Consider the following 18,711-nt stretch of genomic DNA (forward strand, 5'->3'; position numbering starts at 1 on the left):
TTTCGCCGGCAAGCCGGCTCCCACAGTGTGCGGTGATCCCTGTGGGAGCCGGCTCGCCGGCGATGGGCTGCCCAGCAGCCCCGCGTTACACCCCCCAGCGCGGAATGTGATGGCTACCCATGGATATACACACGTTCTTGATCTCGGCGAAGACCTCGAAGCTGTATTGCCCGCCTTCGCGGCCGGTGCCCGAGCCCTTGACGCCGCCGAACGGCTGGCGCAGGTCGCGCACGTTCTGGCTGTTGATGAACACCATCCCGGCCTCGATACCACGGGCCAGGCGATGGGCCTTGCCGATGTCCTGGGTCCAGATGTACGAGGCCAGGCCGTACTCGGTGTCGTTGGCCAGTTGCAGCGCCTCGGCCTCGTCCTTGAACGGGATCAGGCACACCACCGGGCCGAAGATCTCTTCCTGGGCGATGCGCATCTTGTTGTTCACATCGGCGAACACCGTCGGCTGGATGAACTGCCCCTTGGCCAGGTGTGCCGGCAATCCCGCCGGGCGCTCCAGGCCGCCGGCCAGCAGGCGCGCGCCTTCTTCCAGGCCGATGCGGATATAGCCGGTGACCTTGTCGTAGTGCTGCTGGGTGATCATCGAGCCGACCTGGGTCTTCGGATCGGTCGGGTCACCGACGATCAGGCGTTTGGCGCGGGCGGCGAACTCGGCGACGAACTGCGGGTACACGCTCTCCTGGATGAAGATGCGGCTGCCGGCGGTACAGCGCTCGCCGTTGAGCGAGAAGATGGTGAACAAGGCGGCATCCAGCGCACGCTCGAGGTCGGCGTCCTCGAAGATCAGTACCGGCGACTTGCCGCCCAGTTCCATGGAGTACTTCTTCAGGCCGGCCGTCTGCATGATCTTGCGGCCGGTGGCGGTGCCGCCGGTGAAGGAAATGGCGCGCACGTCCGGGTGACGCACCAGGGCATCGCCGGCTGTTGCGCCGTAGCCCTGGATGACATTGAGTACGCCATTGGGAATGCCGGCCTCGACCGCCAGGCGCCCCAGCTCATTGGCGGTCAGCGGCGACAGCTCGCTCATTTTCAGCACCGCGGTATTGCCCAGGGCCAGGCATGGCGCGGTCTTCCAGGTGGCGGTCATGAACGGCACGTTCCACGGCGACACCAGCGCGCACACGCCCACCGGCTGGTAGAGCGTGTAGTTGAGCATCTGGTCGTCCACCGGGTAGCTGTGGCCGTCCATGCGCGTACACACCTCGGCGAAGAAGTCGAAATTGTGCGAGGCGCGGGGAATCAGCACGTTGCGCGTCTGATGGATCGGCAGGCCGGTGTCCAGGGTTTCCAGTTCCGCCAGCTGCGGCACGTTCTGCTCGATCAGCTCACCGAGGCGGCGCATCAGGCGAGCGCGTTCCTTGGCCGGTGTATTGGCCCATTTCGGGAAGGCCTCCTTGGCCGCGGCCACGGCCAGGGCGACTTCCTCGGCGCCACCGCTGGCGACTTCGCCGATGGCCTCGCCGGTGGCCGGGTTGTAGTTGACGAAGGTGTCGCGGCTCTCGACTTCGCGGCCATCGATCCAGTGCTTGATCATGCTGTTGCCTCTTGTGCGTTGCGGGCGAAGAACTCGGCTTCGCTGACGATCCGGTTGACCAGGCGGCCGACGCCTTCCACTTCCACCACCACCTCGTCGCCCGGGACCACGTCGGCCAGGCCTTCCGGAGTACCGGTGGCGATCATGTCGCCGGGTTGCAGGGTCATGAAGCTGGAGAAGTATTCGATCAGGTAGGGGATGTCGAAGATCATGTCGGCCGTGGTGCCTTGCTGTTTCAGCTCGCCGTTGATCCAGGTGCGCAGGGTCAGGTTCGACGGATCCGGCACATCGGCGGTGTCGACGATCCACGGGCCCAGCGGGGTGGTGGCGTCACGGTTCTTCACCCGCAGGTTGGGGCGGTAGTAGTTCTCCAGGTAGTCGCGGATGGCGTAGTCGTTGCACACCGTGTAGCCGGCCAGGTAGTCGAGGGCGTCCTCGCGCTTGACGTTGCGCGCCGGCTTGCCGATCACCGCCACCAGTTCGCACTCGTAGTGCATGTACTTGACGTTGTCCGGGCGCCAGCTGACCTGGTTGTGTCCGGTATAGGTGCCGGGCGACTTGACGAAGGCCAGCGGCTCGGTGGGCGGGGTGAAGGCCAGCTCGGCGGCATGGTCGGCGTAGTTAAGGCCCAGGGCGAACATGCTGCCGGTGGCCGGCGGCAGCCAGGTGACCTGGTCGGCGTCGACCACACGGCCATCGGCCAGGCGCAGTTGCTGGTCGTTCTCGACGGTGACCGCGTGGACCTGGCTGTCGAACTGGATACGGGCGTGCTTCATGGGACGAGTCCTTGTTCGGCGACGATGGGGTTGGTCAGCTGGCCGAGGCCGTCGATCTCGACCGTCACCTGGTCGCCGGGCAGTACATCGACGCGGCCTTCCGGGGTGCCGGTGATCAGCACGTCGCCGGCATGCAGGGTCATGAACTCGCTGATCTCGGCGATCAGCCGGGCGACGCCGCGCACGCAGTTGGCGGTGTTGTTCTGCTGGCGCAACTCACCGTTGACCCACAGGCGAATGCCCAGCGCGTCGGGGTTGCCGACCTGTGCGGCCGGCACCAGTTGCGGGCCGAGCGGGCAGAAGCCGTCGCGGCACTTGGCCTTGACCGCCGGGCGGTAGTAGCTGTCTTCGGGCAGGCTGAACTCGTTGACGATGGTGTAGCCCGCCACGTATTCCAGCGCGTGGTCCAGGCTGACGCGGCTGGCATCCTTGCCGATGACCACGCCCAGGGCAGGGCCCGCTTGCAGGCGTTCGACTGCCGATGGGTAGGTCACCGGCTGGGCGTGCCCATTGCGGGTATTGGGCGTTTTGATGAACAACACCGGCTTGACCGGCGGCTGCTGGTACGGCGCTTCGTGGAAGGACGCCAGATGCTGTTGCAGCAGGCCCTGGTAGTTCAGGGCGACGCCGAACAGGCTGCCGCTGGCGACCTCGTGCAAGGCACAGCTCATGCATTTCTCCTGCGATGGGCGAAGCGACCGGAGTCGCTCCGTGGTGTTTTTGTTAATGTGTTAACGTTATATTTAATATGTTAACGATCGTCAAGGCATTCGCCGCTGGTCGGTGGTGCTAGGATGGTTTCCCCCGGCGCGTTTCACCGCTGCGAGAACAACAATGAAAGAACGACAGCCGATCCCCAACATCAACATCGGTCAGGTCTACGACCAGCGCTACAGCGACAGCGAGGTGCATTACGACCGCCTGGGCAACCTGGCCGGTTTCTTCGGCCGCAACATGCCGGTGCATCGTCACGACCGCTTCTTCCAGGTGCATTACGTGAAGACCGGCAGCGTGCGGGTATACCTGGACGAGCAGCGCTACCACGAGTCGGGGCCGATGTTCTTCCTTACTCCGCCGACCATTCCCCATGCCTTCGTCACCGAGCCCGATGCCGACGGCCATGTGCTGACCGTGCGCCAGCAACTGGTCTGGCAACTGCTGCAGGCCGAGCCTGGGCTGGCGCTCGCGCCGCGCCTGCAGCCGGCGTGTGTCGCGCTCGGTCATCTGCAGGGGGCGGCGGCCGAAGAGGTGCGGCGCCTGGAGCAGCTGTTCGACCTGCTGGGTAGCGAACTGGGCCATGGCCAGGCCGGGCAGGGCACTGCGGTGCAGGACCTGGCGCGCCTGGTGATGATCAGCCTGCTGCGCCTGTGCGCCAATTCGCTGGAGGCCACGCCCGCCCGGCACGAGGACCTGCAGCTGTTCCACCGTTTCAACGAACTGATCGAGCGCCACTACCTCGACCACTGGACCCTGCCGGCCTACGCGGCAGCCCTGGGCGTGACCGAGGCGCGGCTGAACGACGTGTGCCGGCGCATGGCAGATCTGCCGTCCAAGCGCCTGGTGTTCGAGCGGCTGATGCAGGAGGCGCGGCGCTTGCTGCTGTACACCGGCGGCTCGGCCAACGAGATCTGCTACCGCCTGGGGTTCAAGGACCCGGCGTACTTCAGTCGTTTCTTCCAGCGCCATGCGCAGATGACGCCGGGTGAGTATCGCCAGCGCCAGGCGGGGTTGCGTTGACATGCGGCGACGGGCTCCGGGCGGCTGGCTGTCGGCAGATCGTGCTATGGGGAAGGTATCGCGGGAATGGGTGATTGCCAGGAGCGCTGGTACTTTTCACAGGGCTGGACAGCCCGGGTGAAAATGTATTTCACTTTATTAATATCTTAATAAAACAGCCCTTGATCCTGATGACCCAACCAAGACCCTCCCTGACCTTGACCCTGCTGCAGGCCCGCGAAGCGACCATGGCGTTCTTCCGCCCGGCCCTGAATGCCCACGACCTGACCGAGCAGCAATGGCGGGTGATCCGTATCCTGCGCCAGCAGGGCGAGCTGGAAAGCCACCAGCTGGCCGACCAGGCCTGCATCCTCAAGCCGAGCATGAGCGGCGTGCTCAAGCGCCTGGAGCGCGACGGCCTGGTGGCGCGGCGCAAGTCGCCGGAAGACCAGCGGCGCATCTTCATCAGCCTGACCGTGCGCGGGCAGCAGGCGTTCCTGGCGATGAGCGAGGAGATGGAGCGCAATTACCAGGAGATCCAGCGCCAGTTCGGCGCGGACAAGCTGGAGCAGTTGATGGGGTTGTTGAACGAGCTGAAGAAGGTCAGGCCCTGACATCATTGGGGCCGCTGTGCGGCCCATCGCCGGCAAGCCGGCTCCCACAATGTCCGCGCCAACTGCCAACCCTGTGGGAGCCGGCTTGCCGGCGATGGGTTGCACAGCAACCCCATGGTCTACTGCCCGGCCAACTGCAGCGAATCATCGAGAATCTTCAGCAACGACGCTGCCCGCCGCGCATACACCGCCGGGGGCGCGTACAGCAGCTCCACATGCAGGCTGTCGATGATCCCCAGGTAGGCATCGCCATACAGCTCCAGCTTGTTGCCATCACTGCGGGCCCAGGCATGTCGGTCGAGCAGGGCCTGGCAGAAGCCCAGGCGGATCCGCTCCAGGTACGCCTCGAAGCCGCCGGTGACGATCGAGCGGACCGGCGCCGGCGGCAGGAATGCACTGCGCAGCACGAAGCGCAGGTTGGCCGAGGCCGCGTAGCGCTCGGCCAGGTGCAGCGGATGCCAGTGTCCCGGCGCCTCGCGGCCCGCCGCTTCATGGCCGAAGCCCGCCTCGACGTAGGCGGTCTCATCGGCCAGGGCCCGTTCGAAGGCGCAGACGAACAACGCGTCCTTGTTGGCGAAGTGGGCGTACAGCGAGGCCTTGCGCATGCCCGCCAGGGCGGCGATCTCGTTCAGCGACGAGCCGTCGTAGCCGTGCTCGGCGAAATGCTCCACGGCATGCTCGCAGATGCGCGCGGCGGATGGGGTCAGGGCTTTCAAGGCGGTCACTCCGGGTTGACGCTGCAGGACGAGGCGCTGATTGTCTTTGCCACGGCGGCGCGGGTCAAACCGACGATGACCACGGCCGCCGCCGCCAGCAACCAGGCCCAGGCCAGCGCGCCCAGTGTGGCCAGGTGCCCGGCCAGGGGCGTGGCGCTGGACGAGATCACCAGTTGCAGTGCGCCGAGCAGGGCCGCCGTCGAGCCGACATCGCGCTGCTGCGATGACATCGCCAGGGCCATCAAGGTGGCCTCGCAAACCCCCAGGCCGAACAGCGCCAGTACCACGCCCGCCAGCAGCAGTGGCAGGCCTGCGCCAGACAGGCCGGCAATCACCGCCAGTGCTGCGCCGGCACCCATGCACAGCGCCCCCCACCAGGCCACCTGGGCCACGCCGTGCCGGCTGACGCAATAGCCGGACAGCGCCGCGCCGAGCAGGATGGCAACGCCGCAGCCGCCGAACAGCAGGCCGAAGTGGGTGCTGGAGAGGCCGAAGTGCTGCTGGTACACATAAGCCGAGCCGGCGATGTAGGCGAACAGGAAGAAGAACACCGCCGACAGGGCCAGGGCCGGGCGCAGGAACGCGCCGTCGGCGGCGATGCGGGCGTAGGTACGCCATACCCTGGCCGGTGCCAGGCGTACCCGATGCGCTGGCGGCAATGTTTCATCGAGGGTCATGGCCGAATTGACCAGGGTCAGCAGGCCGAGGCCGGCCAGCACCAGCATGATCGCCCGCCAGCCGTAGGCCGCGTCGATCACTCCGCCCAGGGCCGGGGCGAGGATCGGCGCCAGGCCCTCGATGGTCATCAGCAGGGCGAAGATCTGCGCCGCCCGTGCGCCATCGGCGCTGTCGCGGACCATGCTCATGATCACCACCAGCGTCAGCGCGCTGGCCAGGCCCTGCACCAGGCGCGCCAGCAGCAACGCGTCCAGCGACGGCGCGCCCGCCGCGGCCAGGGAGGCGATGCAGAACACCAACAGGCCGGCGAGCAGCGGGCGACGCCGCCCCCAGGCATCCACCAGTGGCCCGAACAGCAATTGCCCGGCGCCCATGGCCAGCAGGAACACGGTCAGCGTCAGCTGAACCTGGGTATAGCCGGTGGCGAAATCGCGGGCCATCTCCGGCAGGCTGGCCAGGTACATATCGATGGCAGATGGGCCAAGGGCGCCGATCAGGGCGAGGGAGGCGGCGAAGCGCAAGTGTGAAGCGGGCATAAGCGGAAGTCCGTAAAAGCAAAAATATTACCCTACCGAACGGTAGGTTGGCGAAGTATGCCAGATATCTGCCGGGGGTCAACGCAAGGTCTGCCCACCAGGCAACCGCTTGCGCCCCAAATACACCGTCGCCGTTTGTTTAGCGCCACCGGTCCGATCCGCTCGGAATAATCCGAATCCCTCTTTATCGCCGTACTCCCAATCCATGTACGGCGCCTCGCCGTGCAACCCTTAGCCACACGAGGTTTTTGCAACCATGGCCAACAAAGACAGCAACATGACCGGTCGCCAGGACACCAACAAGCAGGACGCCAACAAGACCGGCAGCCAGGGTGGAACGAAGAACCCAGGCAATTTCGCCAATGACCGCGAAAAAGCGTCCGAAGCCGGTCGCAAGGGCGGGCAGAGCTCCGGCGGCGGCAATCGCCAGAGCGAGTCCGGCCACAAGGGCGGCCGCTCGTAAGTGAGGGCACGCGGTGCCGGGTTCGCCTGGCACCGCGCACACCCCACCAGGAGGTTCCCATGCGTATCGCACCCCTGATCTGCCTGTTGGGCAGCCTGAGCCTGCTGGCCGGCTGCTTCGACCGCGACAATGACCATCCGGCGAAAGACGCCGACCCGAGCAAGCCCTCGCTGCAGATGCAGCAACCCAATCCACCGACCAGCAACCCGTCCCCCGAAACCAAGCCGCAGAATCCATAACGCGAGGTGACTGGCATGGTGGCGATGATCCGTGACGGCGTGCGTTCGCAAGCCAGGCGCGACATGACTGATGAGGTAGCGCATCGCTACCAGGCGTTGCTGGCGGGACGCGATGCCACTGCCGAGGACTGGCTGGAAACACAACTGCGCCGCGTTCGTGACCGGGAAGATGACCTCCCGGAAGATCCGAACCTGCTGCCCCAGTGGGCCGAAAACCATGCCGCCCAGGTCGCCCACGACCATGCTCATTACCTGCGACAGCGGCGCGAAGGAGCGCCCCGGCGCTACTTCGCCACCCGCGCCCAGGCCCTCTGGTTCCTGCAGCAGGTCGCGCCGACCAAGGCGGTCGACGGCGCCTGGCTGCACGGTACCCTGCGGCATTGGCGCGACCCGCGTTACCACGGGTTGATCCGCACCTTTCTCGAAGAACTGGGCGACGGCGACCCACGTTGCAATCATGTGTTGATCTATCAGCGCCTACTCAGCCGCCTGGGGTGCCTGCAAGGGCTGCCACTTGAGCCTTCGCGCTTCGTGCAAGGGGCTGTGCAGTTGGCCCTCGGCCAGCACTGCGAGCGCTTCCTGCCCGAGGTGATCGGCTACAACCTGGGGTATGAACAGCCGCCGCTGCACCTGCTGATCACCACCCATGAGCTGGCCGAACTGGGTATCGACGCCCATTACTTCCAGTTGCACGTGACCATCGACAACGCCGCCAGCGGCCATGCCCGGCGTTCGCTGGAGAGCCTGCGTATGCTGGCGCCAGTGGACGATGAAGATTTCTATGGGCGTGTCAGGCATGGCTACCGGCTCAACGACCTGGGGCTGGACACACCTTCGCTGATCGCCAGCTTCGACCTGCAGGGCGAACTGCTCGCTGCGCTGGAGCGCAAGCGCGTGTTCGGCCAGTTCATGCACTCCGATCGCTGCCGCCTGCAAGGGCGGACCATCAACCAGTGGCTTGCAAAGTCGGGGGCGATGGCCGGGTTCCTCGAGGCCCTGCAAGTTCAGGGGTGGATCAAACGTGACAGCGACCCGACGCAGAGCCGCTTCTGGTCACTGATCGACGGCCCCGGCGCGGCGATGTTCGGCGTGTTCAGCGCCTACGAGAAGCAGCTGTGGCATGACTGGATCGCCGGTAGCTGGCAAGGTGCCGGGCCTCGTCGTGTGTCACCAGGGCAGTGGGAGCAGGCGTTGGCCCTGCAGGCGGAGGCGCCCGGCCGGGCCCAGGCCTCGGAGATCGCCACGCTGATCGAGGCCATGGCCGGTAACCGGCACGCCGAACCCGCTGGCCTGCGTGCCACTCGCGACTATATCGCTGCCACCGGGCTGTTCCAGGGAGGGCCGCGGTGATGCAACTCGACCAGAAGCAAATCCGTGCCGACGAGGCTTTGTTGCAACTGGGCCGCAGGCTGCACGCCGATGGCTACCGCTTCACCTGCGTCACCCCGGCGACCCAGGCGCGGGTCAACTCTCGGACTCAGGCCCAGCGCGCATGCACGCTGCGAGATGTATTCGGCTGGAGTCGACCGTTCCCGGCTTCGCTGATCAGTGCCGACGAGCTGGAGCAATTGCGCACCGCCGGCGTGCTGGAGGCGCACGGCGAGCTGTGGCGCAGCCGGGTGCGCTGGTCGAGCCTGGATGACCTGTTGCTGGTGCATTCGGCCTGGCCGACGGACAGCAATGACGCGGTGTTCTTCGGGCCGGACAGCTACCGCTTCGCCCAGCTGATCGAGGATCACCTGCGGCGCAGCCCCCGGCGCGTGCAGCATGCCGTCGACATCGGCTGCGGCAGCGGTATCGGTGCTTTGCTGATTGCCCAGGGCGCACGGCATGCGCAGGTCAGCGCGCTGGACATCAACCCGCTGGCGCTGCGCTACACAGCCGTCAACGCCGCCCTGGCCGGGCTGGCCAATGTGTCGGTCGAGCCCAGTGACCTGCTCACGGGCATCACCGGCACCTTCGACCTGATCGTCGCCAACCCGCCCTATATGCTCGATGCCAGGCAGCGCGTCTACCGTCACGGCGGCGGGGCGCTTGGTGCCGACCTGTCGCTGCGTATCGTCGAACAGGCTTGTGAACGCCTGACACCGGGCGGCACATTGCTGCTGTACACCGGGGTGGCGATCGTCGAAGGGCGCGATGCGTTGCTCGAGGCGGCCCGCCTGCGCCTGGCCGGCCCTGACTTGAGCTGGCACTACCGGGAACTGGATCCGGACGTGTTCGGCGAACAGTTGCTCGAGCCTGGCTATGAACAGGTCGAGCGCATTGCCGCCGTGGCCCTGACCGTCACCCGCCGCGGCGGATGAGCGCATGGGGCGGCCCTGCACGTTCGGCATCGAGGAGGAGTACCTGCTGGTGGCGCTGGATAGCGGCCGGGTGCTGTCCGCGCCGTCGGCGGCACTGACCCGACTGTGCCGTGAGGTGCTCGGGCCGTGTTTCGCCGAAGAGATGTTCCGCAGCCAGATCGAGCTGGCCTCGCCGGTGTTCGACACGCTGCACCAAGCCCGCGCTTTCCTCACCGAGCAACGCCAGCGCCTGAGCCAGGCGCTGGCTGGCGAGGGGGCGGGCCTGTACTGCGCGGCAAGCCACCCCAGCGCCCAGTGGTTGCGCCAGCATCCACGCGCGACCCCGCACTTTCGCCAGTTGTTCGACGACTACCGGCTGGTGGCCCAGCGCAGCCTGTTGAACGGTCTGCACGTGCATGTCGGGGTGCCACCGGGCCTGGATCGCATGCAGGTGATCAACCGGGTGCTGTACTGGGTGCCCTTGCTGTTGTCGCTCAGCACCTCGTCGCCCTACTGGGGCGGCCAGGACACCGGCTACATGAGCTATCGGCGTGTGGTGTGCGGGGAATGGCCGCACATGGGCCTGCCGGAACCGCTGCCGGATTGGAGCGCCTACGAGCGTTATCGGGCGCTGTTGCAACGCACCGGCACGTTGGCCGAGGACGGCGACTTTTGGTGGGCGATAAGACCTTCGCGGCGGTTTCCGACCGTCGAACTGCGCATTTGCGACGGCTGCCCCCGGCTGGAAGACGCCTTGGCCGTCGCCGGCCTGTTTCGCCATCTCGTCGAGCATGCGCTGGGGCGACACGCTGGTGCCCCCAGCCGGGAGATGCGCTGGATTACCCAGGAGAACTACTGGCGCGCCATGCGTCATGGCCGCCTTGCCACCTTCATTGGCGTGCATGACCAGCAACCGGTGAACGCCGAAGTCTGGCTGACCCAATTGCAGGTGCAATGCCCGGCCGACACTGCCGATGCCGAGCGATCTTTCCAGCAAGCACGGCGCATCCTGAGCGACGGCAGCAGCGCCGATCGCCAGCGCCAAGCCTACGGGTTGGCCCGCGAGCAAGGCCTGGATGAGCGTTTGGCAATGCGCAACGTGGTCAGGCAGGTGATGGACGACCATCTGTCGGCGACGGGCCCAGCTTGAGCAAACCATCCATCAGCCGGTTGCCTCGAAACTTGTGTGGTCTCTTGCGGTGCGGGCTTGCCCCGCGCCAGACCTTACGCAGCCATCACCCGAAGGAGTCCAGCCGATGCCCAGCAAGCCCCAGGACCAGTTCACCCTGCAGAACCCCCTGACCCAGTATCCGCATCCGCCATTCCCCGCCCAGCAGCAACCCGCTCCAGGCCTGGATGCGCACATGCAACCCAAGCCCGACCACGGCGAAACCACTTACAAGGGCTTTGGCCGCCTGGCCGGTCGGCGCGCCCTGATCACCGGTGCCGATTCGGGTATCGGCCGGGCCGTGGCCATTGCCTTTGCCCGGGAGGGCGCCGACATCGCCCTCAATTACTTGCCGACCGAGGAGCGTGATGCCCGCGAAGTGGTGCAGCTTATCGAGGCCGAAGGGCGCAAAGCCGTGGCGTTGCCCGGCGACCTGAAGGATCCGCGCTTCTGCAGCCAGCTGGTCGACCAGGCCCATGAACGGCTCGGCGGGCTGGACATCCTGGTCAACGTTGCCGGCAAGCAGGAGGCGCGCAAGGAGATCGGGCAGATCACCCACGAGCAGTTCGACCATACGCTGAAGACCAACGTCTACGCGCTGTTCTGGCTGTGCCAGGCCGCCGTGCCGCTGATGCCGGCCGGCTCGACCATCATCAATACCGCGTCGATCCAGTCCTACCAGCCATCGGCCACGCTGCTCGACTACGCCACCACCAAGGCCGCCATCGTCGCCTTCACCAAGGCCCTGGCCAAGCAGGTGATCGAGCGCGGCATCCGGGTCAACGCGGTGGCCCCCGGGCCGATCTGGACCGTGCTGCAGCCCAGTGGCGGCCAGCCACCGGAGAAGATCCCCGACTTCGGCGGGCACACGCCGATGAAGCGCCCGGGCCAGCCCGCCGAGTGCGCGCCGTTGTACGTGCTGCTGGCCAGCCAGGAGTCAAGCTACATCACCGGCGAGATTTTCGGCGTCACCGGGGGCAATCCGCTGCCGTAGGGCAAAGCCGAATAAACCTTCCGCGCGCCGCGCAGTCAGTCCTTGTAAGCGCCCCGTCGATGTGGGCCAGGGAGGTGGCTGATGAAACTCGTCTGCCTGCTGCGTGGCTGCCAATGGCGCAGCCAGTTGATCCGTGAAGTCGCCGGGCTGCAATGCCAGTGCTGCGAACGCTGTGGCGCGTTGCGCTACAGCCAGCCCGGCCTGTCCTCGAATGCATAGGAGCCAGCCATGGCCAGGGCTATCTGGAAAGGCGCGATCAGTTTCGGGCTGGTGCACATCCCGGTGTCCCTCAACACCGCCGTGCGCAGCGAGCGGGTGGATTTCGACTGGCTGGACAAGCGCAGCATGGAGCCGGTCGGCTACAAGCGGGTGAACAAGGTCACCGGCAAGGAAATCGACAAGGAAAACATCGTCAAGGGCGTGGAGTACGAGAAGGGCCGCTACGTGGTGATCAGCGAGGAGGAAATCCGCAAGGCACGGCCTGAGGCGACCCAGACCATCGATATCTTTTCGTTCGTCGAAGCCGGGGAGATTCCCCTGCAACAGTTCGACACGCCGTATTACCTGAGCCCGGACCGCCGGGGCGGCAAGGTCTACGCCTTGCTGCGCGAGACCCTGGCCAGCACCGGCAAGGTGGCCCTGGCCACTGTGGTGCTGCACACCCGCCAGCATTTGGCGCTGCTACGCCCGCTCAACGAAGCGCTGGTGATGATCACCCTGCGCTGGCCGGAGGAAGTGCGGGGCCTGGAGACACTGGAGCTGGACAAGAGCGTGACCGACAGCAAGGTCGACAAGCGCGAGCTGGATATGGCCAAGCGCCTGGTCGAGGACATGAGCGGGCCATGGAAGCCCGATGACTACCACGACGCGTTCCGCCAGACCATCCTCGACCTGGTCGAGGAGAAGGCCAGCAAGGGCAAGATCGAGACCGTGGAGAAAGGCGAGGGCGCCACGGCGGAGAAGGGCGCGGACATCATCGACCTTACCGAACTGCTCAAGCGCAGCCTGGGTGGCAAGAGCAAGGCGAAGAAGCCTGCGGCCAAGCGCCCACGCAAGGCGTCATGATCCGAACGCCGCTCTACAGGATCTGGCCTTCCAAGCCGCTGAGGTAATCGCCGAATCCCTGCCGCGCCCGGCTGTCCCGACGGCTGCTGGTCGCCACGCTATGGCTGGCGGTCCAGACGATCTGCGCACCGATGGCTTCCAGCGCCAGTACCAGTTGCACATCCTCGTGGGCCGGCAGCGGCTGGAAACCGCCGACCTTGGCATAGGCCTTGGCGCACACCCCAAGGTTGGCGCCGTGGATATGCCGATGGCCTTCGGTTGCCTGGTAGCGGCTGTGGTACAGCTGACGCAAGGCGGCACCCTGCCAGGGTTGCCAGCGCTCGATATGCACCGTGCCGCATACTGCGTCGGCATGCCATTGCAGCTGCGACAGCAGCCAGTGGCCTGGCACGCGGCTGTCGGCGTCGGTGAACGCCAGCCACTGGGCGCCGCGCTCGATCATCCACGCCGCCCCCAGGCGGCGGGCAATGCCGACATTGCCGGCCTCCAGTGCCAGCGTATGCACGCCATGGCGCCTGGCGATACGGGCGCTGGCATCGGTACAGCGATCGAGCACCACCAGCACCTCGACCTCCAGGCCCGCGGCTTCGGCCCGCGCAGCTGCCACCCGCACGGCCTTCAGGCAGTGTCCGAGACGCCGGGCCTCGTTATGGGCGGGAATGATCACCGCGATCATGGGCAGGTCTCGTCCAGGTCGACCACCCGTGGCTGGCACGACCAGTATTCGAGGAGGAAGTCCGCCTCTTCATGGCGCAACAGCGGATACAGCGGCAGGTGCCTGGCCAGCAGGGCATGCACTTGGCCGCCGTCCTGGGGGCAGCCGGCAATCGGATGGCGCCAGTGGCAGGCCAGTAATCCGCCGTCGCCAGCCAGGCTGGCCACTGACTGTTCGATCACCTGCAACCAGTCGGTGGGGTCGAGGTAGTAGCCGATCTCGCTGAGCACGATCAGGTCGAACTGCCCGCCCGGCCAATCGCCCGGCAGGTGCCCCTGCTCGACGCGGACATGATCGAGCCCCGTCAGGCGTTGACGGGCCAGCCTCACGGCAGTGGCGTCGATGTCCTGGCACAGCAGGCTGGCGCAGCGCTCGGCCAGCAACACACTCAGCTCGCCGTTGGCGCAGGCCGGCTCGAACGCCCGGCCGTAGCACTGGCTGGGCAGGCTGGCCAGCGCCAGGTCGCGCTTGCGGCGTTCGTACCAGCGGGTGCGAAAGGCCCATGGATCGTCGTTGCCGGCATACAGGTCGGCGAAATACTGCACGTCGAGGCTCATGGCGACTCCATTACAGGAAGATCAGTTCGAAAGGCTGCAACAGGCAGGTCTGCAGGCTGACGGGCAGCACCGGAGGATGCTCGCCGTCGGGCTGCAACTGGCTGGCGTGGGCGGCCAGGGCCTGGCGTTTGTACGCCAGGCGGGTGTCGTCGAGCTGTAACCGATGGGCCTGGGGCCAGGGCAGGCGCGGGTCATCGGGCGTCGCCCAATGCCACGCCCACACCGGCGCCTCCGCCAGTTGCACCCGGCGGGCCTGGGCCGCCTGGGCAGCGGCGCAGCCGGCGGCTTCATGGTCGCAGTGGCCGTCACCGCGCCAGGTGGTCAGTAGCAGGTCGTCCGGTTCGAGCAGTTGCTCCAGGTAGTTGGCCAGAAACGCTTGGTTGCGGGGCAGGGCGCCGTCCTTGAGGTTCAGGCGCCGCCAGTCCAGGCGGTTGAGGTCCAGATCCAGCTGTTGCAGGGCGTGCCGGCTTTCCTGGGGGCGCTGGTGGCGCAGACGGTGCTCGGTCCAGTGGGCTGAATGGGGGTGGCTGCCTTCGCCATTGGTGGCGGAAATCAGCAGCAGGTCCTGCTCGCGTCCGTGGAAACCGGCCAGCAGCCCGCCGGCCATGAGGATTTCATCGTCCGGGTGAGGGGCCAGCAATACCAGGCGCCGGCCCGGCGGACAGAGCTGTTCGGGCTTGAGCCACTTGGCGCGGGCCAGGTGCGCGGATTGCTGCCAGTCGCGCCAAGGGGTGCCGGCAGCCGTCTGGATACGGTTCTCGCTCATAGCTGCCAGGCTCCCGCCGGCATGCCGGTCACCTGCCTGCCCAGTTCGGCCAGGTCGCGTTCGGCATGGCTCTGGCGCAGGTACACGGGCAGGTCGGCGCTGAGCCGGGCGAAATGACTGCTGCGGCAGAAGGGCGTGGCCCCCAGCGCCCTGCCGACATGGCGGATCACCTGCTCGACGGTCTGTTCGACCTGGGCGCGGGCGCGGCGCACTTCGAAGCTGGCGTCGGCATGGGGCTGCTGGTCGATCCAGGCGGCGCATTCACGAAGGGCCGCGCGGGCGCCGTACAAGGCGGCATCCACCGCCCCCAGATGGGCATCGGCGTGTGGATCGGGGCGGGGCCTACGGCAATGCTCGCGCAGGTAGTCGGCCAGGGCCTCGGCTGCGCCGTACCAACACGCGGCGATACCGGCGCCGCCGTGCCAGAAGCCGGGACGAGCCAGGTACTGACCGGGCAGGCCGATGGCCAGCCCGGGGGTGTCGTCGAACTCGATGCTGACGCTGGTGGTGGTGGCCATGCCCACCGCCTGCCACTGGTCGGCCTGGATGCGCTGGCTGGGGTGCGACAACTCGATGGCCACCAGTTGCGGCTGGTCATTCTCCCAGGCGGTGATCAGCGCCCGGTCGATCTGCAGCGCGCCCGAGCACCAGGCCTTGCGCCCTTGCAGGCGTACCTGCCCGTCGTGCCGCTCGACGATACGGGCACGGGCGTCCGGCGGCTCGGCGGCCCACACCCCCCAGATCCCGTCCTGGGCGTGATGGGCGGCGCCGCATTCGGCGAGGATCGCCAAGGCATCGGTATGGCCTTCATAGAGCTTGGCCAGGGTCAGGTCGCAACCGGCGACCCGCGCGAGCGTCTGCCAGCGCTTGAGGGTCTGGCCCTGGCCGGGCAGGGGCAACAGGTCGAGGTGGTCGGCCTGCATGGCCTGCAGCAGCTCCGGCAGCAAGGTGTCGAGGTCGATGGCCTGCGGGCGGGCGCCGAAGCGGCGCAGCAGGCGGTCGAGGTTGGTCAGGTCGAAGTCCTGGACGATGCTCATCAACTTGGCTCCCCTTGGAGGTTCTTCTTCCAGCCACGTAGGTTCATGGCGCACAGGCAGAATTGCAGGACGATCAGCGCCCAGGCCTGGACGTGCCAGCCCCACAGCGTCCACATCAGGTTGCTGGCGATGAAACAGCAGAAGCCGATGCGGCGTCGGCGCGGGCGTTGCGAGCCGATGCACCAGGCTGCCAATACGGTCAGCAGCATGGCGGGCCATTGCAACAGGTCGAGCACGCGCTCCATCAGGCGATTCCCAACTGCTTGCGCATGCGCACGGTGATGGACTGCCGGGTCTTGGCCATGTCCGCCCATGGGTCGTCCACCTCGGCCAGCCGCGCCTGCAGGTTGCCGATGTGCCACTGGTTGGCGCCCTTGAGCTGGGTCAGCTCTTCGCGCCAGATCGGCACCGACACCGGCAGGCCTTCGCGGGCACGCAGCGAATACGCCGCGACCGTGGTGGCGCCCTTGCCGTTGCGCAGGTAGTCGATGAAGATCCGTCCGACCCGGTTGCGGGGCCCGGAGACGGCGCTGAGCCGCTCCGGGAACAGGCCCGCCATATGCTCGACGAGGGCATGGCTGAAGTCCTTCACTTCATCCCAACCGGCGCGGCGGGTCAGTGGCACCACCAGGTGCATGCCCTTGCCGCCGCTGGTCTTGAGGAACACCTTCAGGCCCAGCTCATCGAGCAGGGTGAGGGTCAGCTGAGTGGCTTCGAGCATGGCTTTCCAGGGCAATGCCGGATCGGGATCGAGGTCGAGGACGAAGCGGTCGGGCTTGTCGAAATCCTTGTCGGTGGCATTCCAGGTGTGCAGCTCGAGCATGTTCATCTGCACCGCGCCCAACAGGCTGTCGGCGCGGTTGAGCACCATCGCCGCCTGGCCGGCCTGCGCCTTGCTGTAGCTGCGCAGCGCCGGGATGTGCAGCTGGCCGGCGTTCTTCTGGAAGAACAGTTCGCCGCCCAGGCCGTCCGGTGCGCGCACCAGCGCCACGGGGCGGTCCTTGAGCTGCGGCAGCAGCCAGTCGGCGACCTGGGCGTAGTACTCGGCGACCTGGCGCTTGGTGGTGCCGTTGCTGGCGTCGACCACGCGGTCGGGGTGGGTCAGGCGCAGGCTGCCGAGGGGCTCGGCGGGGGGCTGCGCGGCGCGCTTGGCGGGCATGGCACGCTCCAGGTCGATGGCGGTGGCGGGTTTGTCGTCGCGCAGGCCGTGGAACACCGAGTGGCGGACGATGCCTTCGCGGGTCATCTGGGCGTAGGCGACTTCGGCCAGCAATTGCGGCTTGAGCCAATGCACGCCACGGGCCTCGGCGCCACGGGGCGGCTTGGGCAAGGCCGGCTTGTCGACTTCCAGGGGCTTGAGGCGGGCATGCAGGCTGTCCAGCGTGGTGGTGCTGAACCCGGTGCCGACCTTGCCGGCATAGCGCAGCTGGCCGCTGTCGTTGTCGTGCAGAGCCAGCAACAGGGCGCCGAACGCGTTGCGGCTGCCTTTGGGGTCGGTGTAGCCGACGATCACGAACTCCTGGCGCTGCTTGCACTTGAGCTTGATCCAGTCGCTGCTGCGCCGGCCCACGTAGGGGCTGTCGGCGCGCTTGCCGATCAGGCCTTCGAGCTTGAGGCGGCAGGCGCTGTCGAGCAGCGAGTCAACTGGCTCGGTGAAGTCGGCGGAGAACTTGAGGAGGTCCGAGGGCGTGTTTTCCAGCAGCCGGGCCAGGGTGGTGCGTCGCGCCTGCAGCGGTAGCTGGCGCAGGTCTTCGCCACCCAGGTAGGGCAGGTCGAACAGATAGTAGGTGATGCATTCGTCGTGCTCGGTGTCGAAGGCGTTCTGCAAGGCCTGGAAGTCGGCCACACCCTGGTCGTCGACCACCACCATCTCGCCGTCGAGCCACGCCGAATCGAGCTCCAGCGCTTTCAAGGCCTCGACCTGGCGCGGCATCTTCGCACTCCAGTCGTGGCCATTGCGGGTGAACAGGCGCACATCCGCGCCTTCGATGCGGGCGAGGATGCGGTAGCCGTCGAACTTGACCTCGTAGTGCCAGTCACCGCTGGGCGGCGAATCGACCAGGGTGGCGAGTTGCGGCTGGAGCCTGTCCGGCAGGGCGACGAGGCTGGCCTTGGCCTTGCGTTTGTTGGGAGTGGCTGTTTTCGCAGGCCGGCGCGGCGGCAGGGTGCGGTCGCTCAGCACGCTGTCCGGCAGGGCTTCGACGATGCTGTAGTCGGTTTCGCTGCGGGCCTGGCCATCGTGGGACTTGACCAGCATCCACTGCTCCTTCTTGCCGGCCAGGTGGGTGCGGAACAGGTTCCAGACGCCCGACAGCTTTTCGCCCTGCAGACGGAAGCGCAGCTTGCCCTTGGCATAGGCCTCGCGTGGATCGCCCTCGGGCTCCCAGATACCGCGATCCCAGACGATCACGTCACCGGCGCCGTAGTGGCCTTCGGGGATATTGCCTTCGAAATCGGCGTAGTCCAGCGGGTGATCCTCGACATGCACGGCCAGGCGGCGGACCTTGGGGTCGAGCGAGGGGCCCTTGGGAATGGCCCAGCTTTTCAAGGTGCCATCGAGTTCCAGGCGAAAGTCGTAGTGCAGGTGACTGGCGTCGTGTTTCTGAATGCAGAACTGCAAGGCATGGGCCTTGCCCGTGCGGCCGCGTTTGCCGGCAGGTTCGGGCGTGGCGTTGAAGTCGCGCTTGCGCTGGTACTCCTGCAGGGGCTTGGCCATGGCGGGCTCCAAAACAGTTCGCGGGGTCTCTAGGTTGGGAGACAAGGCGGCTGGGCGGAGTTCAAAAAAGCGTGGGCAGCTGCTGTCTGAAGAAACTCTGAATCATTGGCGGGCAGGGGCAGTC

At 66.7% G+C, this 18,711-nt stretch carries 20 protein-coding genes and 1 pseudogene; 10 read left to right on the forward strand and 11 right to left on the reverse strand.

Going from position 1 to position 18,711, the window contains the following annotated elements; all coding sequences use genetic code 11:
- Positions 1-85: 85 nt before the first annotated feature.
- The 3 genes from hpaE to KSS90_RS12440 are packed head-to-tail and all read right to left on the reverse strand — an operon-like array spanning position 86 to position 2,993.
- The gene (gene hpaE / locus KSS90_RS12430) at positions 86-1,546 is read right to left on the reverse strand and encodes a 5-carboxymethyl-2-hydroxymuconate semialdehyde dehydrogenase (protein ID WP_217869638.1); all 1,461 of its coding nucleotides are present in this window, start codon (positions 1,544-1,546) and stop codon (positions 86-88) included.
- On the reverse strand, positions 1,543-2,322 hold the full coding sequence (locus KSS90_RS12435; protein WP_217869639.1) for a fumarylacetoacetate hydrolase family protein: 780 nt from the start codon (positions 2,320-2,322) through the stop codon (positions 1,543-1,545). Before KSS90_RS12435 ends, hpaE begins: the two co-directional genes overlap by 4 nt.
- A complete protein-coding gene (locus KSS90_RS12440) occupies positions 2,319-2,993 on the reverse strand; it encodes a fumarylacetoacetate hydrolase family protein (protein ID WP_217869640.1) in 675 nt (224 codons plus the stop codon). Before KSS90_RS12440 ends, KSS90_RS12435 begins: the two co-directional genes overlap by 4 nt.
- A 163-nt stretch (positions 2,994-3,156) precedes the next feature.
- Here KSS90_RS12440 and hpaA point away from each other — a divergent pair, with 163 nt between their 5' ends.
- Positions 3,157-4,059 carry a 4-hydroxyphenylacetate catabolism regulatory protein HpaA gene (gene hpaA / locus KSS90_RS12445; RefSeq protein WP_217869641.1) on the forward strand — a complete coding sequence of 301 codons (903 nt, stop codon included), beginning with the start codon at positions 3,157-3,159 and terminating at the stop codon, positions 4,057-4,059.
- Positions 4,060-4,229: 170 nt separating this feature from the next.
- The gene (gene hpaR, locus KSS90_RS12450; RefSeq protein WP_023632900.1) at positions 4,230-4,652 is read left to right on the forward strand and encodes a homoprotocatechuate degradation operon regulator HpaR; all 423 of its coding nucleotides are present in this window, start codon (positions 4,230-4,232) and stop codon (positions 4,650-4,652) included.
- A gap of 119 nt (positions 4,653-4,771) precedes the next feature.
- Here the strand turns inward: hpaR and KSS90_RS12455 are convergent, their stop codons facing one another.
- Complete coding sequence (locus tag KSS90_RS12455; protein ID WP_217869642.1) at positions 4,772-5,368, reverse strand: TetR/AcrR family transcriptional regulator; 597 nt, start codon at positions 5,366-5,368, stop codon at positions 4,772-4,774.
- A 5-nt stretch (positions 5,369-5,373) separates the two neighbouring features.
- The gene (locus KSS90_RS12460) at positions 5,374-6,582 is read right to left on the reverse strand and encodes a multidrug effflux MFS transporter (RefSeq protein WP_217869643.1); all 1,209 of its coding nucleotides are present in this window, start codon (positions 6,580-6,582) and stop codon (positions 5,374-5,376) included.
- Between the two features lie 340 nt (positions 6,583-6,922).
- On the opposite strand from KSS90_RS12460, the pseudogene KSS90_RS25885 reads away from it, so the two are divergent.
- The 8 genes and pseudogenes from KSS90_RS25885 to ku all read left to right on the forward strand — a co-directional run.
- Positions 6,923-7,045: pseudogene (locus KSS90_RS25885) on the forward strand (con-10 family general stress protein); the annotation flags it as partial.
- A 59-nt stretch (positions 7,046-7,104) separates the two neighbouring features.
- Positions 7,105-7,284, forward strand: coding sequence for a hypothetical protein (locus KSS90_RS12470; RefSeq protein WP_217869644.1), 180 nt, complete (start codon positions 7,105-7,107; stop codon positions 7,282-7,284).
- Positions 7,285-7,299: 15 nt separating this feature from the next.
- Positions 7,300-8,634, forward strand: coding sequence for an iron-containing redox enzyme family protein (locus tag KSS90_RS12475; RefSeq protein ID WP_217869645.1), 1,335 nt, complete (start codon positions 7,300-7,302; stop codon positions 8,632-8,634).
- On the forward strand, positions 8,634-9,590 hold the full coding sequence (locus KSS90_RS12480; RefSeq protein WP_217869646.1) for a methyltransferase: 957 nt from the start codon (positions 8,634-8,636) through the stop codon (positions 9,588-9,590). The genes KSS90_RS12475 and KSS90_RS12480 overlap by 1 nt, the downstream gene beginning before the upstream one ends.
- A 4-nt stretch (positions 9,591-9,594) precedes the next feature.
- Positions 9,595-10,719 (forward strand): carboxylate-amine ligase, encoded by a 1,125-nt coding sequence (locus KSS90_RS12485; RefSeq protein WP_217869647.1) that lies wholly within the window; start codon positions 9,595-9,597, stop codon positions 10,717-10,719.
- A 106-nt stretch (positions 10,720-10,825) separates the two neighbouring features.
- Positions 10,826-11,731 carry an SDR family oxidoreductase gene (locus KSS90_RS12490; RefSeq protein ID WP_217869648.1) on the forward strand — a complete coding sequence of 302 codons (906 nt, stop codon included), beginning with the start codon at positions 10,826-10,828 and terminating at the stop codon, positions 11,729-11,731.
- A gap of 81 nt (positions 11,732-11,812) precedes the next feature.
- Positions 11,813-11,950 carry a PSPA7_2676 family Cys-rich small protein gene (locus KSS90_RS12495; protein WP_177182941.1) on the forward strand — a complete coding sequence of 46 codons (138 nt, stop codon included), beginning with the start codon at positions 11,813-11,815 and terminating at the stop codon, positions 11,948-11,950.
- A gap of 9 nt (positions 11,951-11,959) precedes the next feature.
- Positions 11,960-12,796 carry a non-homologous end joining protein Ku gene (ku, locus tag KSS90_RS12500; protein WP_217869649.1) on the forward strand — a complete coding sequence of 279 codons (837 nt, stop codon included), beginning with the start codon at positions 11,960-11,962 and terminating at the stop codon, positions 12,794-12,796.
- 13 nt (positions 12,797-12,809) lie between these two features.
- Here the strand turns inward: ku and KSS90_RS12505 are convergent, their stop codons facing one another.
- From KSS90_RS12505 to ligD, 6 genes are read right to left on the reverse strand one after another with little or no spacing between them, the layout of a single operon-like run.
- Positions 12,810-13,472, reverse strand: coding sequence for a glycosyltransferase (locus KSS90_RS12505; RefSeq protein WP_217869650.1), 663 nt, complete (start codon positions 13,470-13,472; stop codon positions 12,810-12,812).
- Positions 13,469-14,068 carry a class I SAM-dependent methyltransferase gene (locus tag KSS90_RS12510; RefSeq protein ID WP_217869651.1) on the reverse strand — a complete coding sequence of 200 codons (600 nt, stop codon included), beginning with the start codon at positions 14,066-14,068 and terminating at the stop codon, positions 13,469-13,471. Before KSS90_RS12510 ends, KSS90_RS12505 begins: the two co-directional genes overlap by 4 nt.
- Positions 14,069-14,078: 10 nt before the next feature.
- Positions 14,079-14,834: a PIG-L deacetylase family protein gene (locus KSS90_RS12515; RefSeq protein WP_217869652.1), complete on the reverse strand. Its 756-nt coding sequence runs from the start codon at positions 14,832-14,834 to the stop codon at positions 14,079-14,081.
- Entirely contained in the window at positions 14,831-15,871 is a 1,041-nt protein-coding gene (locus tag KSS90_RS12520; RefSeq protein WP_217869653.1) for an acyl-CoA dehydrogenase family protein, read from the reverse strand. The genes KSS90_RS12515 and KSS90_RS12520 overlap by 4 nt, the downstream gene beginning before the upstream one ends.
- A complete protein-coding gene (locus tag KSS90_RS12525; protein ID WP_217869654.1) occupies positions 15,871-16,116 on the reverse strand; it encodes a hypothetical protein in 246 nt (81 codons plus the stop codon). Before KSS90_RS12525 ends, KSS90_RS12520 begins: the two co-directional genes overlap by 1 nt.
- Complete coding sequence (gene ligD, locus KSS90_RS12530; RefSeq protein WP_217869655.1) at positions 16,116-18,587, reverse strand: DNA ligase D; 2,472 nt, start codon at positions 18,585-18,587, stop codon at positions 16,116-16,118. The genes KSS90_RS12525 and ligD overlap by 1 nt, the downstream gene beginning before the upstream one ends.
- Positions 18,588-18,711: the final 124 nt, after the last annotated feature.

Origin of the sequence: Pseudomonas maumuensis (genome assembly GCF_019139675.1) — a bacterium.
Taxonomy (GTDB): Bacteria; Pseudomonadota; Gammaproteobacteria; order Pseudomonadales; family Pseudomonadaceae; genus Aquipseudomonas; species Aquipseudomonas maumuensis.

Bases quoted from the DNA above. Each gene is read 5' to 3' on its own strand.
- ku (WP_217869649.1), top strand. From the start codon at position 11,960: ATGGCCAGGGCTATCTGGAAAGGCGCGATCAGTTTCGGGCTGGTGCAC.
- KSS90_RS12520 (WP_217869653.1), bottom strand. From the start codon at position 15,871: ATGAGCATCGTCCAGGACTTCGACCTGACCAACCTCGACCGCCTGCTG.
- KSS90_RS12505 (WP_217869650.1), bottom strand. From the start codon at position 13,472: ATGATCGCGGTGATCATTCCCGCCCATAACGAGGCCCGGCGTCTCGGA.
- KSS90_RS12460 (WP_217869643.1), bottom strand. From the start codon at position 6,582: ATGCCCGCTTCACACTTGCGCTTCGCCGCCTCCCTCGCCCTGATCGGC.
- KSS90_RS12515 (WP_217869652.1), bottom strand. From the start codon at position 14,834: ATGAGCGAGAACCGTATCCAGACGGCTGCCGGCACCCCTTGGCGCGAC.
- ligD (WP_217869655.1), bottom strand. From the start codon at position 18,587: ATGGCCAAGCCCCTGCAGGAGTACCAGCGCAAGCGCGACTTCAACGCC.
- KSS90_RS12480 (WP_217869646.1), top strand. From the start codon at position 8,634: ATGCAACTCGACCAGAAGCAAATCCGTGCCGACGAGGCTTTGTTGCAA.
- KSS90_RS12470 (WP_217869644.1), top strand. From the start codon at position 7,105: ATGCGTATCGCACCCCTGATCTGCCTGTTGGGCAGCCTGAGCCTGCTG.
- KSS90_RS12475 (WP_217869645.1), top strand. From the start codon at position 7,300: ATGGTGGCGATGATCCGTGACGGCGTGCGTTCGCAAGCCAGGCGCGAC.
- KSS90_RS12510 (WP_217869651.1), bottom strand. From the start codon at position 14,068: ATGAGCCTCGACGTGCAGTATTTCGCCGACCTGTATGCCGGCAACGAC.
- KSS90_RS12440 (WP_217869640.1), bottom strand. From the start codon at position 2,993: ATGAGCTGTGCCTTGCACGAGGTCGCCAGCGGCAGCCTGTTCGGCGTC.
- KSS90_RS12495 (WP_177182941.1), top strand. From the start codon at position 11,813: ATGAAACTCGTCTGCCTGCTGCGTGGCTGCCAATGGCGCAGCCAGTTG.
- hpaR (WP_023632900.1), top strand. From the start codon at position 4,230: ATGACCCAACCAAGACCCTCCCTGACCTTGACCCTGCTGCAGGCCCGC.
- KSS90_RS12435 (WP_217869639.1), bottom strand. From the start codon at position 2,322: ATGAAGCACGCCCGTATCCAGTTCGACAGCCAGGTCCACGCGGTCACC.
- KSS90_RS12490 (WP_217869648.1), top strand. From the start codon at position 10,826: ATGCCCAGCAAGCCCCAGGACCAGTTCACCCTGCAGAACCCCCTGACC.
- KSS90_RS12525 (WP_217869654.1), bottom strand. From the start codon at position 16,116: ATGGAGCGCGTGCTCGACCTGTTGCAATGGCCCGCCATGCTGCTGACC.
- hpaA (WP_217869641.1), top strand. From the start codon at position 3,157: ATGAAAGAACGACAGCCGATCCCCAACATCAACATCGGTCAGGTCTAC.
- KSS90_RS12485 (WP_217869647.1), top strand. From the start codon at position 9,595: ATGGGGCGGCCCTGCACGTTCGGCATCGAGGAGGAGTACCTGCTGGTG.
- hpaE (WP_217869638.1), bottom strand. From the start codon at position 1,546: ATGATCAAGCACTGGATCGATGGCCGCGAAGTCGAGAGCCGCGACACC.